Genomic DNA, 15,003 nt, shown 5'->3' on the forward strand with positions numbered 1-15,003 from the left:
TTGATTCCAATCATTTGCTATTGCATAATTTCTATGTTTTATATGCCTGATATTATTTCTTTGTCAAATGGTCCGAGTACGAGACAACAAATTCAATATTCATTTGAAAATGCTTCCCTTTTGAATTATGACATGGTAATAGTAGGTAATAGTAGAACTTATAGAGGTTTAAATCCCGATAAATTTAACCAGAGAACCTTTAATTTTTCACATGATAATGATTCTTACAATCAAATTTATTTCAAATTAAAATTCTTGGAAGGAAAAAGAAAAAAAATAAGCTCTGTGATTTTGGGGCTAGACTACTTTCAATTTAGTTTCATTTCTAATACCCGCAACTATATTTATGGGGATTTGCTCAGTGATGAGTATCTAAAAGATTATGATACACAAAATTTATTTTATCAAAAAATAGATTATTACATCAATAATATTGATCCGAAAAATCTGAAAGCCCTATCATTTAAATCTAAAGAAGAGAAGCCCTTTTTAAAAGAAAATGGCCAATATATATCTCCAGGACTGGCAACTGAGAATGATTCAATCGAAAGAGATATTAAACGATTAGATTTTCAAACCAAATACTTTAAAAAAGTAATCGATTTTTGTCAAAAAAAGAAAGTAAGGGTTTTTATTGTTATGCCTCCATGTAGATCTAATGAATTGATTTCATATAGCAAAGTTGAAATAGATGAATTCAATGCATTTATTAAAACATTTACAAAAATCAAAAATGTGTATTATTTGAACTATAGCACAACATCGAATTTCAATACAAAAGACTATACTGACATTACTCATTTGAATGAAAAAGCTGCCAATCGATTTTCAAAAATGTTAAATAATGATATTAATCATTTGATAAGAACGGAAAATAGTAAATAAAAAAGAGGTTTTTCATCCCGAAAAACCTCTTTTACACAATTTGCGATGATCGACTATTAGTCAATCCACTTATCATCTTTCATTTCACCAAGGATCACTACGTCTTTCGTACGCGAATAATCATCCGCTGCAAGAAGCATTTGCTCTCTAGTATCTCTTCTAATTCGTATACCCTGTGATCCGGAATTTCTTACTTCAATGTAAAAACCATCTCGCAATCTTGCTGGTTTCGTTGGAGGTCTACCCATTTGTTTGTGTTTTTCGTACGTCTAATATAACAATACATTAAACGATTTGTTTAAAATTATATTTTTTTAGGAATCTAATAAATCTGATCCCCTTATTTGTTTGGTTGAGGCTCCTTGTCTTTTATACCGAGTTGACTGCACAATTCCAACAATTGAAAATGCTGTAATCACGGGCACAAAAAAGAAAAAACCTATCCCTACTTCATCAAAACTTAAGTTCTCACTAGCACTTAACATTACCAAATCCCACAGCAAAAACAATGCAGTTAAAGACAAGCCAATAATTGATAAAACCTTATTTGTAACTCGCTTAATTTTAATTAATCCGAGTGTAAATGTAATCCCAAAAAAAGAAAAGAATAACAGACTAATCCAACCAGCTTCTTCTGTCTTCACGCCCCATTCATTCTGACCGTAAAAATCCGGAGCATTCCAAAATGAATCCGGGTACCTCACGTAGCTGACCATATCAATGTAATAAATGATTATAAACCCGAATAGTACGCTAAGAACCAAACTTGAAATATAAAGAGCTTTATTCAATCTTCAAATTTGGCGCGAATATATGACTTTATTTTGAAATTCCTAAAAAAAACAATCTGATTATCACAGAAATAGAGAAATCAATTTTCAATTACGCGATAAAAAGTACCGTTTTCATTCATTTCCATGGAAATCAAATCCCAACAAATAAACAAAGGCAATAACCGATCAATATGAGATTTATCCAAACTCGAAAAACGGTAAATTTTACTTAATGTAATGAGTGGATTCTGAGCAATTATTTGAAGTAATTCGGTTTCTTCGGCTCCTATTTTTTCTGGTATTTTTTGATCGAACCGCTCGTGTTTCCATACATTAAGTAAGATTTTATTTGCTAGTAAGGTATGATCCTTCCTTCTAACGTAAGCTTTCCATTTACCCTCTTCATCCAAAGCAAAAACAGGTCTATTTGTGTTTTTTTCGATGGTAATTTCTAGTACCAATTTCATGTCTTCTTGCCAAACGCGTGATTGAAACTCCAACTTCGGCTTTGAATACATATCTACTGCGGCTTCAATCATGTGAATTTCTTCCGTTGGATCGATTCCTGTGATTTTTCCATTGTCTTTCACACCAATCAAAAGTCTGCCGCCATCCGTATTCGCAAAAGCAACCAATGTTCGCGCAATCTTTTTAGAATCATCAATCCGGAATTTGAAATCCTGTTGCTGATGCTCTCCTTCTTTGATCAATTGTTTTACCGACTGCATCCTACAAATTTACGAAGAAAACGGAACTTTAGTTAGAAGATTGAAGTCGGAAAATTAATCTACAATACGATGACAATGACCTTTAAAACCTTAATTATTCCAAATCTCCCAAGCTTTATTCGCCTGTTCTTTGAGCATTGAAAGTCCATTTAAAATGGTGGCTCCATGCGACTTGGATTGTGTTAGAAATTTGGTTTCCTCTGGATTGTAAATCAAATCGATACACAAATGTTTATCCGTCAAAAATTCAAAGGGAAAAGGAACGCATTCATTTACATCTGGAAATGTACCAACAGGCGTGCAATTGATGATAACCTTGCAAGCATTCAACATGTGCTCGTTGATTGCTTCGTAGGAAAATTCTTTTTCTTTTTGAGGATTGCGAGAAATCCAAAGAACATCCAAACCAATATTCCGTAAAACATACGCGATGGCTTTTGAAGCACCGCCTGTTCCCAGAATAAGTGCTCTTTCGTGCTCATTAGTCAAAAAAGGTTTGATCATTTGATGAAAACCAAAAGCATCTGTATTGTGTCCGATTTTCATTCCATTTTGAAAAGAAATGCAATTCACCGCACCAATTGCAACAGCTTCTTCACTTAAAGAATCTAAGTAAGGAATAATGGTTTCTTTGTATGGAATTGTTACTGACAACCCTTTTAGGTCGTCAATACTAAAAACACTAGAAACATCATTGATTACTGGCAATTCAAAGTTTTCAAAAGTGTATTCTAAGCCTTCATTTTTGAATTTATCTTCGAAATAACTTTTTGAAAAAGAATGCCCCAAAGTCTTGCCGACCAGTCCGAATTTAGACATCTTTCTTAGTGAATTTTGACTTCAAAAAGCTAATAATCATTGGAAGTAAGGAAATGAAGATAATCCCCAAACAAACTTTTTCAATGTTCTCTTTTATCCAGTCAATTCCTCCTAAGAAATACCCTGCAAGTGTTAGCCCGAAAATCCAAAGGAATCCACCAATCACGTCAAACAAGAAGAATTTACGGTAATTCATTTTACCTATTCCAGCGGCAAAGGGTGTGAAAGTCCTTACAAATGGAACAAAACGTGCCATGATAATCGCTTTTACTCCATTTTTCTCAAAGAAAGCTTCCGTTTTTTCCAAATAAATAGGTTTTACCAGTTGTCTTCCTCTAATTTTCCAATTAAAGACATTTAACCCAATTTTTCTGCCAATCCAATAGTTTACGTTGTCTCCGAGAATTGCTGCAAAAACGAGTAAACTAAGTAATAGCGCAATACTCAAATGACCTGAGGCGGCAAATAATCCTGCTGTAAAAAGCAATGAATCGCCTGGCAAGAATGGCATGATTACCAAGCCCGTTTCAACGAAAATTACTAGAAATAATATGACATAAATGTAATTTTCATACGTATTTATGAAAGTGCCAAAATTTTGCAAATCAAATAATTGGTGAAAAAATTCTATCATGATTGATTAATATATTTCGTGAGTAGGTTCGAACGTTTCGTACCAAGCTGTAATTCCGCCTTCTAAAATAGAAACATCTTCAAATCCATGTCCACATTCCAACAAATTTGCAACGGATTCTGCTCTTCTTCCCGTTTTACACAGAATGATGTATTTTTTGGATTTATCCATCGTATCTGCTACACTAGGAATCAAATGCATTGGCGTTTTTATTCCACCGATAGCACATATTTCAACTTCCCACGGTTCGCGGATATCGATCAATTCGGCCTCCTTGTTTTGAATTAGTTGCTTACAAGCTTCGGGGGTAATACGATTCATTCTTTTTTTTGGCAAAGATAGGTTTTAATTCAAAATGCAAAAGTCAAAATGCAAAAGTGACTTCGAATCACTTTATCTTGACGGAGATTTCCATCTCAAATAGAGCAACTACTTCCCCATTCAAATCTTTAGCTGTTACTTTTACCCAATGATTTTGTCGTTCATTTGTCTGAATTGCTTTCAGTACTTGTTCTCTAATAACTAATCCTTCTGTACAAGTAAACACGATATCCGTTTCCGCGCGTTTCAAAAATTCTGCTTTCATTCCCTTAAAAGCAAATGATGGTTTCACATTCAATTCATCACAAAAATAGAACGCATGCAATCCTGCTGTTACATCTGCACCAACAGCCAAAGATCCGAAATACATACTTTTTAGATGATTTTTTGTTCTCCTACACAATTTAATTTTTACAACTACTTCTTCATCTGTAATGTTTTGCAATCTCGGACGTACATAACCAATCATTGGAATCTTGAAAATTCCCATGAGACGCAACATCAGTGCGTATTTTTTAATCGATGATTTATTCATGAGAGACAAGGCTTTGAATGATTTCTTTCACTGATTTTATTTCTTTCACGTGTTCAATACTTGGTCCAGCGCACCAAACCGTTTTATAGGTTGCGCTAAAAGCAGCTTTTTCCAAAGATTTCATTCCCCGGTAAAATGTCAACGCTTTCACCCATTTTTTCAAGCGTTTGTTCTTATTCAAAAATCGTTCAATCCAGGATTGTTCTGTGCCAATTTCTTGGACATATGGCGTATTTATAACTGTACATGGTGTTCCTGAAAGTTTTGAAGTCATAATGATATCCTTTTCACCATAATCTACACACGCTTGTTTGTATTCTTTCGAAACGCCCGCTTCATTGGATGCGATGAAAATGGAACCAATAGAAAAACCATCTGCACCAGCAGCAATCAATTCATCCATCTCTTTTTTTGTTCCCACTCCACCCGCTGAAATAACGGGAATAGAAACCGCTTTTTTGATCGTTTGAATCAATGCTTTCGGGTCGATTTTACCTGCATGTCCTCCTGCTCTGTTGTTAACAGCAATGACTGCATCTGCACCCAAATCTGCTACCTTTTTTGCATACTCAACATCTGTTACATCACAGAAAACTTTTATTCCTTTTTCTCGAGCTACTTCAATCACCTTTTTGGGAGAACCCAATGAAGTAATAAAAAAATCAACGCCTTCTTCCACACAAATCCGTAATTGTTCTTCCATGTAAATATTAGACGCATTGACGATTAGATTAATTCCAATAGGTCCTTTTACAGAAGTCTTCATCCGTTTCAATCCTTCGCGTAAAAGTTCAGTAGATCGGTAATTTAATGCTGGAATAGCCGCTGCAATTCCATTTTCGATTCCAGCAACAATCATTTCTTCATTGGAAACCAAAAACATCGGTGCCATGATAATTGGATATTCGATATTCAATAATTTGCTCAGCGCTAACTTTTCCATTTTCAATTGATTACTTTCAAATATATATAAAATAAATTATGCGTGCATATTATAATTAAAAATATGAATTTAAGTTTCGATAGCTACCGGAATGAAAAACAGTTGAGTTGAATTAAAAAACTTTTCAATTTTACTACTTGTCCCGACCAATCGGGATTCTCTATTTTGAATGAACAAAAAAGCCTCCCGAATTTCTCCGAAAGGCTTATTATAAAGCTGTTTTTTTATTGAATTACATTCCAAATCCAAATTTAATGCCTGTAGCAGCATTAAATCTAACTCCTTTATCTGTAGTTTCAACCCATTTAGTCGTATAATCCATCGTTACAGGGTCATATTCTCCAATAGCTTGATGATCTTTAAGATTGAATGTACTTAAACCAATTCCAAAGAACATATCGATACTAAACTTACCTCCTTTTGGCCAAAACTGTAAACCAAAGTTAAATCTGAAAATCCCTTGATTGATTCTTGATGTTTCATCATCCAGTAATCCTTGATTATCTTCAATATTATAATTGTATTGTCTAAATTTAAAGACAGGAGATAAATAAAGTCCTTTCAAAAGATTATCATCTGAAGCAGGGTAAAATCTTGGTGCTAAGGAAACATGAAAACCAATCGCAGAAGAAGCATCGTAAGAAATTGGGTCGAAATTCCAAATCCCCAAACCGTCTGATCCTCTCCACAATTTTTGATTTCCAAAGTTTAATCCGAATTGAGAAATTGTTGGTCCAACTTCTAACTCCAAACTGATGATTCTAGCTATTCTTTGCTCGTAGCTGAAATTAAGCTCTCCTGCCACAATTTGAGTAGGTGCAAATTTGAGCACGAAATTTCTGCTTGTTGCTTCTTCATCATCTTGTGAATAGGTAGCAAATGAAACGACAGAAAGAATAAAAATTCCTATTAGTTTTTTCATAAATTAAGTTTAATTGAAGCAAAGAAAGGATATTTTTTCATTATTCTATTCTTTTTGTCTCATCAAATAACAGATCGATGAGATAAAATACCGAAATTTGAGCATGGCAAATTCATCTGATTGGATTAGTGCGCTTCGTTTAAGAACACTTCCATTATCAATTTCCGGAATACTTGTTGGTTCATTTATTGCCGTTTTTCAAGGTTTCTGGAATCCGATTATTTTCTCTTTGGCATTATCTACAACTCTTTTATTTCAAATTCTCTCTAATCTTGCAAACGATTTAGGAGATTCACTAAAAGGAGCTGACAATTCAGATCGAGTTGGTCCGATGCGAGCTGTTCAGTCAGGAGCGATTTCTAAATCGGCCATGAAAAGCGCCGTTATATTGACGTCCGTTTTGTCATTTATAAGCGCTGGATTCTTGATTTATTTTGGAACGAAAAATCTATCTATATCAAGCGTTTATATCTATATTGGACTAGCAATAGCATCTGTTTTAGCTGCAATTACTTATACGATTGGAAAAAAAGCATACGGTTACAACGGAATGGGTGATTTATTTGTTTTCATCTTTTTTGGATTGGTCAGTGTTATTGGAGTTTATCCTCTGTTTTCAGATACTCTTTCTTGGATTTTAATTTTTCCAGCAATTACAATCGGTTTTCTAAGTACAGCTGTTCTTAATTTAAACAACTTAAGAGATCGTGAAAATGATGAAAAGGTTGGCAAAAGAACTCTAGTTGTGAAACTCGGTGCTTCAAATGCAAAAAAATACCATTACTTTCTAATTCTTAGTGCTTTCACTAGCTGGATTTTATTTTTGATTTTCACTAAAAATTGGCTCGGATTCATTTCTTTAATTCCAATTATTCTTTTTATCAAACACCTACTCTTTGTTTCGAAGAATACCGTTCCAAAAGAATTGGATTCCCAATTGAAAATCGTAGCTCTTGGAACCTTTTTCATCAGTATTCTTTACGTTATTAGTGTTTCTATTAACCAATGGGTTCTTTAAATCAACTCAAGGCTTCTTTTGAAGCATTCACACTGGACTTTAAACTCCCAAGTGGAACAAGTCGCGGTGTTTTAACTCAAAAGCAAGGCTGGAAGCTTAAACTAGCTAATTCAGAGGGTATAATTGGTTTAGGCGAATGTTCGGTAATACCAGGCTTATCTCCTGATTATAGTTCTGACAAGGAATACGAGTTTAAATTGACTGAAATTTGCCAAAATCCCACTCATTTCATCGAAAACAGAGAACTGTTAGCCGGTTATCCTTCCATTCTTTTCGGATTAGAAAGTGCTTATTTCGACCTGAAAAATGAAGGAAAGCGAATTTATTTTGATTCTGCCAAAAATCCTTCCGGATTCAATATTCCAATCAATGGATTGATTTGGATGGGCGAAGTAAGTTATATGCAAGATCAAATAGCCGAAAAATTGGCTGCTGGATTCTCATGCATTAAATTGAAAGTTGGTGCCATCGATTTCAAACAAGAACTGAGAGTATTGGAAGGAATTCGCACTCGTTATGATGCTTCGCAAATTGTGCTTCGTGTAGATGCAAACGGTGCTTTTACTTTGGAAGATGCACTTTGGAAATTGGAAGAATTGGCAAAACTCGATTTACACAGCATAGAACAGCCCATTAAAGCTGGTTCCTGGAATGAAATGAAATCTCTTTGTAAGAAAACTCCTTTGCCCATTGCTTTGGATGAAGAATTAATCGGAATCAATCAAATAGAGCGAAAAATTGATTTACTGGAAACTATCAAACCTCAGTTCATCATTCTGAAACCGAGTCTTCACGGAGGATTCAGCGGAACAAGTGAATGGATCGAATTAGCCGAAGCAAGACGGATTCCATGGTGGATTACTTCCGCTTTGGAAAGCAATATCGGTTTAAATGCAATTGCTCAATTTACAGCAACTTACAATCCAAATTTACCGCAAGGTTTAGGAACCGGCGGATTGTATGAAACGAATTTTGAAGCTCCTTTAAAGATTGAAAAAGGGAATTTGTATTATTTAAAGTAAGAGATTTTCCAATATTATTTCCCACGAAAGTCCACGGATGAACACTGAAAATAAGTCATTTATCAATGAGCTTTGTTTAAAAAATATACAAACGATGCTATATTCATGACTACTCATTGGTTTAAAATTGCTTGGAATTCATAATTGTATGCTTGCTTAATAAATGAAATAAACAAGATTATTCAGTTTAATATTTTACTTCTCTATCCGATTTATCCGTAATTTTCAGTTACAAACACTCGTTCAAAAAAACACAAATTATGACTATCACAGAACTTAAAAACAGATTGACACTTCCAGTTATTGTATCACCGATGTTTCTAGTTTCTGGAAGTAAATTAGCAATAGAAAGTTGCAAAAACGGTATTGTAGGAACGATTCCTTCTTTGAACGGAAGAACTTCCGAAGCTTTTGAACAATTGTTGATCGAAATCACAAATACATTAAAACAATTCGAAGAAGAAACGGGAATAAAACCAGCTCCTTTTGGTGTGAATTTAATCGTAAACAAAACCAATCCTAGATTAATGCCTGATTTAGAATTGTGTGTCAAATACCAAGTTCCTATAATCATTACCTCATTGGGAGCTGTGAAAGAAGTCGTAGATGCAGTACACAGTTACGGCGGATTGGTCTTCCACGATGTGATCAAAAAACGACATGCTGAAAAAGCCATTGAATCGGGAGTTGATGGAATTATAGCTGTTGCAAACGGTGCTGGTGGACACGGGGGAACGGCAAATCCATTTGCATTAGTAGAAGAAATTCGATCTTTTTACGACGGAACATTAATTCTCGCTGGTACAATTACCAAAGGAAAAGACATTCTTGCAGCTGAAAATATGGGTGCTGATTTCGCATATATGGGAACTCGATTCATTGCTACCGAAGAAAGCTTGGCGCAATCAGATTATAAAAAAATGCTTGTTGCTTCACATATTGAAGACATTATTTACACAGATGGAATTTCAGGTGTCAACGCAAATTTCCTTTTGCCTAGCATTGAAAAGTCAGGAGTGGATCTCACTGAAAAGAAAGAAGAAGATTTCTCGAAATTATCAGATGAACATAGCAAAGCTTGGAAAGATATTTGGTCTGCAGGACAAGGTACAACTGGCATTGAAAAGGTAGAATCAGTTGCAAATCTTGTGAATGAATTGAAAAGGGAATACAAAGAAACACTTTTGGAGAATCAGCGGAAGCTGGAGGGTTTGAAATACAGTTAAGAACTTATCAATCAATGTTCTTACGTCCCAAACAACTCGCACTTACGTTTGCTTAGAATAAAAAAACTAACATTTTTTTCTTACCTTTGGTTTATGAGCGCGGCAGAAAATAAATTAAACTTGGTTCAGATGATTGTAGAATCTGAAGATAAAACTTTTGTCTCAAAGGTGTTAGAGTATGCTCGTAGTTTAAAAAAAGAAAAAAAAACAGATTGGGCTGAGGAGCTTCCAGAACATGTATTGGAAGAATTGCGTTTGGCAATTGAGGAAGCAGACAATGGAACCGATGTTGGTATACCTCATGAAGTGATGCTTAAGAAGTTCAGAAAACAGTATCCGCATTTGAATCTCTAATATGATTATTTGGAATAAGAGAGCCGAAAATTCTCTAGATAAAATAACGAATTATATTGGAAAACATTTCTCACAAAAGGAAGAAGATGTTTTTGTTATTCAAGTATTAGAAACGCTTACCGCAATTGCTGAATTTCCAAAAGCATACCCCGAAACAAAATTACTTAAAGGTGCTAGAAAAGCGGTTATTCATCCACACAGCACTTTGTTTTATCGCATAGACAGTAAGAAAAAGATACGCTTACTGCTCTTTTGGGATAACAGAAACAATCCACGTAAATTAAAGTAATCTCTGATTATCGTTTCAAAGGATAGGATTTTAATACGCCTTATTCTCTCCACTGTTCTTATACGCGAATTGTCTTTCCGCCAACTTGTCTGAGAATATATGCAGACTTTTTTCTTGTTTTGGAAGATGAAATTTTGGAGGAATATAAAGAGTTGACAATTTGATGCATTACCGCCTAATTTTCAATCTTTTCTACATATTTTAACTCATAAACTTTTTGGATTTTTTTATAAAAAAAACTCTTATTTTTCACCATTAGTTTTGATCCTATATAATTTTCAATGTCTGATTTATAAATTGTGAAATCGATATTGAAACGCTTATCGTATTCACTATCAAAATTACCAATTGAGACTTCAAAGCTATTGATGAAATATTTTATAGAATCCTCCAGAACCCTATTGTATAATCTAAAAGACAAATCTTTTGCTAATTGTCGTCTAAAAGCAGTATCATTCATTTGGCTATCCATTAATCCCAAAAGATTTAAATAGTATTTTTTACCATCATCCTCGCAAGTCAATTTATAATTAGGTTTATATTGATAATCAACTCTTAAAATTGATGCGTGATTATTATAAACCGAATTTAAACTATCAACAAAAAACTGTTCTTTTAATGTTTGTGGTCTTTCTTCACATTTGTCGAACATTGGTTTGGTTCCCATTTCGCATGCATATAATAGAAAAATCATAGACGCTGCTATTTTTAAATTCATTCTCATAACTATTCAAATATTAATTACCAGTCACTCACATTACAAGGTTTTTTAGTTTTAACATCTAAAGGTATACTTTTGCTGGCATCGCCATCCCAAAGGGTAGTAATCTTAATAAAAAACAAAAAATCCGTTGATCAATGACCAACGGATTTTTTACTATTTGAAGATTTATCCTTACTTCTTTTCGTTTTCACCTTCGTTTTCTTTCACTTCTTCGAAATCAACATCAGTTACTTCATCACCTGCATTTCCTTCAGCGTTACCACCTTGAGCTCCTTGATCTGCACCACCAGCGTTTGCTGCGTTGTACATTTCTTGAGAAGCTGCTTGGAAAGCTGTGTTTAAACGTTCCATTGCTGGTTCCAAGTTCGCCATGTTTTTTGCATCAAACTCCACTTTCAACGCTGCTAAAGCATCTTCGATTGGTTGTTTTTTGTCAGCAGGAATTTTATCTCCATACTCTTTCAACTGACGCTCAGTTTGGAAAATCAATGAATCCGCTTTATTCAAATTCTCTGCTTCTTCCATACGTTTTTTATCCGCATCTGCATTTGCTTCCGCTTCTGCTTTCATACGTTTGATTTCTTCGTCAGACAAACCTGAAGACCCTTCAATTTTAATTGATTGCTCTTTTCCAGTTCCTTTGTCTTTTGCAGAAATATGCATGATTCCGTTAGCATCTACATCGAATGTTACTTCAATTTGTGGCTCACCACGACGCGCTGGTGGAATATCTGTCAATGAGAAACGACCCAAAGTTTTGTTATCCGTTGCCATTGGACGTTCACCTTGCAATACGTGAATGTCTACTGCTGGTTGGTTATCTGCTGCTGTTGAGAAAGTCTCCGATTTTTTCGTTGGAATAGTTGTATTTGACTCAATCAATTTCGTGAAAACTCCACCCATTGTTTCAATACCCAAAGACAAAGGAATAACGTCTAATAACAAGACATCTTTCACCTCACCTGTTAATACACCACCTTGAATTGCTGCACCAACTGCTACAACCTCATCCGGGTTAACACCTTTTGAAGGCGCTTTTCCGAAGAAACGTTGAACTGCATCTTGAATGATCGGAATACGTGTTGATCCACCAACCAAAATAATTTCGTCGATATCACTTGTTGACAATCCAGCATTTTTAAGAGCAGAACGACATGGAGCGATAGTTCTTTCAACGATAGTTGCAATCAATTGCTCGAATTTTGAACGTTGTAAAGTTCTTACCAAGTGTTTTGGAATACCATTCACTGGCATAATGTATGGCAAGTTGATTTCAGAAGAAGTTGTAGAAGACAATTCTATTTTTGCTTTCTCAGCAGCTTCTTTCAAACGTTGTAATGCCATTGGATCTTGGCGTAAATCCAAACCTTCTTCTGATTTAAACTCTTCAGCTAACCAGTTAATGATTGCATCATCCACATCATCACCACCTAAGTGAGTATCACCATCTGTAGCCAATACTTCAAACACTCCATCACCTAATTCTAGGATAGAAACGTCATGCGTACCACCACCAAAGTCGAATACTGCAATTTTTTGGTCAATTCCTTTTTTATCTAAACCGTAAGCTAACGCTGCAGCTGTAGGCTCGTTGATAATACGTTTGATTGTTAAACCAGCGATTTCACCAGCTTCTTTCGTTGCTTGACGTTGCGCATCATTAAAGTATGCAGGAACAGTTACAACTGCTTCAGTTACTTCATGGCCCAAATAGTCTTCAGCAGTTTTCTTCATTTTTTGAAGAACCATTGCAGAAATTTCTTGTGGAGTATACATACGTCCGTCAATATCCACACGTGGAGTATTGTTATCGCCTTTTACTACTTTGTAAGGTACACGCCCAGTTTCCAATTTCACATCGTCAAAAGATGATCCCATGAAACGTTTGATCGAGTAAATTGTTTTTGTTGGGTTGGTAATCGCCTGACGTTTTGCAGGATCACCAACTTTTAGTTCACCACCGTCTACGAATGCTACAACAGATGGTGTTGTACGTTTACCTTCAGAATTTGCGATTACAACCGGCTCATTTCCTTCCATTACGGAAACACATGAGTTTGTTGTTCCTAAATCGATTCCAATTATTTTTCCCATTTTAATTTATTTTTCGTTTTTCGAATTTCCTTCCATAAGTCAAAGGTTGTGCCAGTGACTATTTGGATAAATTTCCTGTCAAAAATGTCAGTATTAAAACCTTGGAGCCAAAAATAACTGACGAACTTACCCAATCAAGACAATTATCCATGTCATTTTGTCACAAAACTTGCCATCTCGATTGTTATTAGGAAGCCAATTAGTCAATTCGCTAAATAGCGAACCATGATGGATTAATTTGAAGACTCTTTCTTTTTAAACACCAAATAATAAATCGGAATACCTGCAAGTATTAAGACAATACTTCCGAATGTATCCCAAAAAGTAAAAATAGTCAAGGAAACACAAATCACTGTTGCAAAAACCAAATACAAAAACGGAATAACTGGATAACCAAATGCTTTGTAAGGTCTCACTGCATCAGGCATGGTTCTTCTTAACTTGAATAAACCTAAAATCGTAACGATGTAAAAGATCATGGAACCAAAAGTCGCGAACTTGATTAAAATCCCATAAGAACCTGAAAAACACAATGCAATTGCCCAAAGGCTTTGGATCCACATAGCCCACGCAGGAACTCCAAATCGATTGATTCGACTTGCTTTTTGAAAAAACAATCCATCTTTCGACATGGCATAAAACAACCGAGATCCAGCCATAATGATTCCATTGTTACATCCAAAAGTGGAAATCATGATTAGGATTGCCATGAGGTAATTCGCTACATTTCCAAATAACATATATGCAGCTGAAGTCCCTACTCGATCTGAACTTGCAAATTGAATCCCAGTTGACTGAACTGCTTCTTTGGTGTACACAAAATCGCCTTCAAAAGGAGATCCATGAAGCGGAAGTAATCCCAAATAAGACACATTCGCCAAAATGTATAAAATGGTAACAATGAATGTTCCTAAGAACAAAGAACGCGGCAAATTCTTTTCAGGATTGCGAATATCTCCAGCAATAAATGTCACGTTATTCCATGCATCCGAAGAAAACAACGAATTGATAATCGTGGTAGAGAGTACAATCATTAACCCAACAGTTGAGAGATCAACGGCCGACAACCAAGAACCATCTTCTGCTTTTTTGATGGAACTAGCTTCCCACATGTTTTGAAAATTCTCGTCAAAAAAACCAGAGGAAAATCCAACGACTATTCCAGCAACAATTAAGACGGCCAATGCAATCAATTTGGAACTAGTGAAAACAGCCTGAATAATCTTTCCGTAGTTGATTCCACGAACATTTAACAAGGTTAGAATTAGAATCGTCCCAACTCCAACAAAATTGGCTCCGTTAATCTTAATCGAACCGTATTCTAGAATTGTTTGATCTACTAAAACAGGAAAGAAAACTCCTGCAAACTTTCCAAAAGCAACTGCCACAGCCGCAATAACTCCGGTTTGAATCACTGCAAAAGTCGTCCAGCCATATAAAAAAGCAGGTAATTTCCCCCAAGCTTCCCGAATGTAAACGAATTGTCCGCCAGCCTTTGGAAACATCGCTGCCAATTCACCGTAACTCAAAGCTCCAAAAAGAGTAATAACTCCCGTGATTAACCAAGTAAAAAGCAACCAGCCAGAACTTCCTAAATCACGCGACATTTCTGCCGAAACAATAAATATTCCTGAACCAATCATACTTCCCGCAACTAAGAAGGTTGCATCAAGTAGTCCGAGTGATTTTTTAGTGTTGTTTTCTTCCATTTGTAGT

Annotated in this window: 18 protein-coding genes; 6 read left to right on the forward strand and 12 right to left on the reverse strand. The window is 35.3% G+C overall.

The genetic code is table 11. The annotated features are described in order from the left end of the window. The first annotated feature begins 42 nt into the window (after window positions 1-42). Window positions 43-885, forward strand: a complete 843-nt coding sequence (locus FLUTA_RS00935) for a hypothetical protein (protein WP_043023554.1) — start codon at window positions 43-45, stop codon at window positions 883-885. A gap of 56 nt (window positions 886-941) precedes the next feature. On the opposite strand, the gene FLUTA_RS00940 is transcribed toward FLUTA_RS00935, so the two are convergent. The 9 genes from FLUTA_RS00940 to FLUTA_RS00980 all read right to left on the reverse strand — a co-directional run bounded on the left by FLUTA_RS00940 (window position 942) and on the right by FLUTA_RS00980 (window position 6,560). Beyond that, a complete protein-coding gene (locus FLUTA_RS00940; RefSeq protein ID WP_013684972.1) occupies window positions 942-1,133 on the reverse strand; it encodes a hypothetical protein in 192 nt (63 codons plus the stop codon). A 66-nt stretch (window positions 1,134-1,199) separates the two neighbouring features. Then, window positions 1,200-1,676, reverse strand: a complete 477-nt coding sequence (locus FLUTA_RS00945; RefSeq protein ID WP_148235367.1) for a hypothetical protein — start codon at window positions 1,674-1,676, stop codon at window positions 1,200-1,202. A gap of 80 nt (window positions 1,677-1,756) precedes the next feature. Next, window positions 1,757-2,386 carry an AlbA family DNA-binding domain-containing protein gene (locus tag FLUTA_RS00950; protein ID WP_013684974.1) on the reverse strand — a complete coding sequence of 210 codons (630 nt, stop codon included), beginning with the start codon at window positions 2,384-2,386 and terminating at the stop codon, window positions 1,757-1,759. Between the two features lie 90 nt (window positions 2,387-2,476). Then, on the reverse strand, window positions 2,477-3,205 hold the full coding sequence (locus tag FLUTA_RS00955) for a shikimate dehydrogenase family protein (RefSeq protein WP_013684975.1): 729 nt from the start codon (window positions 3,203-3,205) through the stop codon (window positions 2,477-2,479). Next, window positions 3,198-3,839, reverse strand: coding sequence for a VTT domain-containing protein (locus FLUTA_RS00960; RefSeq protein WP_013684976.1), 642 nt, complete (start codon window positions 3,837-3,839; stop codon window positions 3,198-3,200). Before FLUTA_RS00960 ends, FLUTA_RS00955 begins: the two co-directional genes overlap by 8 nt. A 6-nt stretch (window positions 3,840-3,845) precedes the next feature. Continuing rightward, a complete protein-coding gene (locus FLUTA_RS00965) occupies window positions 3,846-4,160 on the reverse strand; it encodes a rhodanese-like domain-containing protein (RefSeq protein WP_013684977.1) in 315 nt (104 codons plus the stop codon). Between the two features lie 67 nt (window positions 4,161-4,227). Next, entirely contained in the window at window positions 4,228-4,695 is a 468-nt protein-coding gene (locus tag FLUTA_RS00970; protein ID WP_013684978.1) for a DUF4442 domain-containing protein, read from the reverse strand. Then, a complete protein-coding gene (locus tag FLUTA_RS00975; RefSeq protein ID WP_013684979.1) occupies window positions 4,688-5,638 on the reverse strand; it encodes an NAD(P)H-dependent flavin oxidoreductase in 951 nt (316 codons plus the stop codon). The genes FLUTA_RS00970 and FLUTA_RS00975 overlap by 8 nt, the downstream gene beginning before the upstream one ends. 232 nt (window positions 5,639-5,870) lie before the next feature. Continuing rightward, window positions 5,871-6,560, reverse strand: a complete 690-nt coding sequence (locus FLUTA_RS00980) for a hypothetical protein (RefSeq protein WP_013684981.1) — start codon at window positions 6,558-6,560, stop codon at window positions 5,871-5,873. A 103-nt stretch (window positions 6,561-6,663) separates the two neighbouring features. Between FLUTA_RS00980 and menA the strand changes: the two genes are divergently transcribed. From menA to FLUTA_RS01005, 5 genes are all read left to right on the forward strand, one after another. Further along, window positions 6,664-7,578 carry a 1,4-dihydroxy-2-naphthoate octaprenyltransferase gene (gene menA, locus FLUTA_RS00985; RefSeq protein ID WP_013684982.1) on the forward strand — a complete coding sequence of 305 codons (915 nt, stop codon included), beginning with the start codon at window positions 6,664-6,666 and terminating at the stop codon, window positions 7,576-7,578. Beyond that, a complete protein-coding gene (locus FLUTA_RS00990) occupies window positions 7,566-8,600 on the forward strand; it encodes an o-succinylbenzoate synthase (RefSeq protein WP_013684983.1) in 1,035 nt (344 codons plus the stop codon). Before menA ends, FLUTA_RS00990 begins: the two co-directional genes overlap by 13 nt. A 260-nt stretch (window positions 8,601-8,860) precedes the next feature. Next, complete coding sequence (locus FLUTA_RS00995; protein ID WP_013684984.1) at window positions 8,861-9,826, forward strand: NAD(P)H-dependent flavin oxidoreductase; 966 nt, start codon at window positions 8,861-8,863, stop codon at window positions 9,824-9,826. Between the two features lie 93 nt (window positions 9,827-9,919). Continuing rightward, window positions 9,920-10,180: a hypothetical protein gene (locus FLUTA_RS01000; protein WP_013684985.1), complete on the forward strand. Its 261-nt coding sequence runs from the start codon at window positions 9,920-9,922 to the stop codon at window positions 10,178-10,180. A 1-nt stretch (window position 10,181) separates the two neighbouring features. Continuing rightward, entirely contained in the window at window positions 10,182-10,469 is a 288-nt protein-coding gene (locus FLUTA_RS01005; RefSeq protein ID WP_013684986.1) for a type II toxin-antitoxin system RelE/ParE family toxin, read from the forward strand. A 175-nt stretch (window positions 10,470-10,644) separates the two neighbouring features. On the opposite strand, the gene FLUTA_RS01010 is transcribed toward FLUTA_RS01005, so the two are convergent. The 3 genes from FLUTA_RS01010 to FLUTA_RS01020 all read right to left on the reverse strand — a co-directional run bounded on the left by FLUTA_RS01010 (window position 10,645) and on the right by FLUTA_RS01020 (window position 14,996). Next, window positions 10,645-11,187, reverse strand: coding sequence for a hypothetical protein (locus FLUTA_RS01010; RefSeq protein WP_043023555.1), 543 nt, complete (start codon window positions 11,185-11,187; stop codon window positions 10,645-10,647). A 177-nt stretch (window positions 11,188-11,364) separates the two neighbouring features. Further along, window positions 11,365-13,287: a molecular chaperone DnaK gene (dnaK, locus tag FLUTA_RS01015; RefSeq protein WP_013684988.1), complete on the reverse strand. Its 1,923-nt coding sequence runs from the start codon at window positions 13,285-13,287 to the stop codon at window positions 11,365-11,367. 233 nt (window positions 13,288-13,520) lie between these two features. Then, on the reverse strand, window positions 13,521-14,996 hold the full coding sequence (locus tag FLUTA_RS01020; RefSeq protein ID WP_013684989.1) for an APC family permease: 1,476 nt from the start codon (window positions 14,994-14,996) through the stop codon (window positions 13,521-13,523). Between the last annotated feature and the right edge of the window lie 7 nt (window positions 14,997-15,003).

Source organism: Fluviicola taffensis DSM 16823, assembly GCF_000194605.1.
Taxonomy (GTDB): domain Bacteria; phylum Bacteroidota; class Bacteroidia; order Flavobacteriales_D; family Crocinitomicaceae; genus Fluviicola; species Fluviicola taffensis.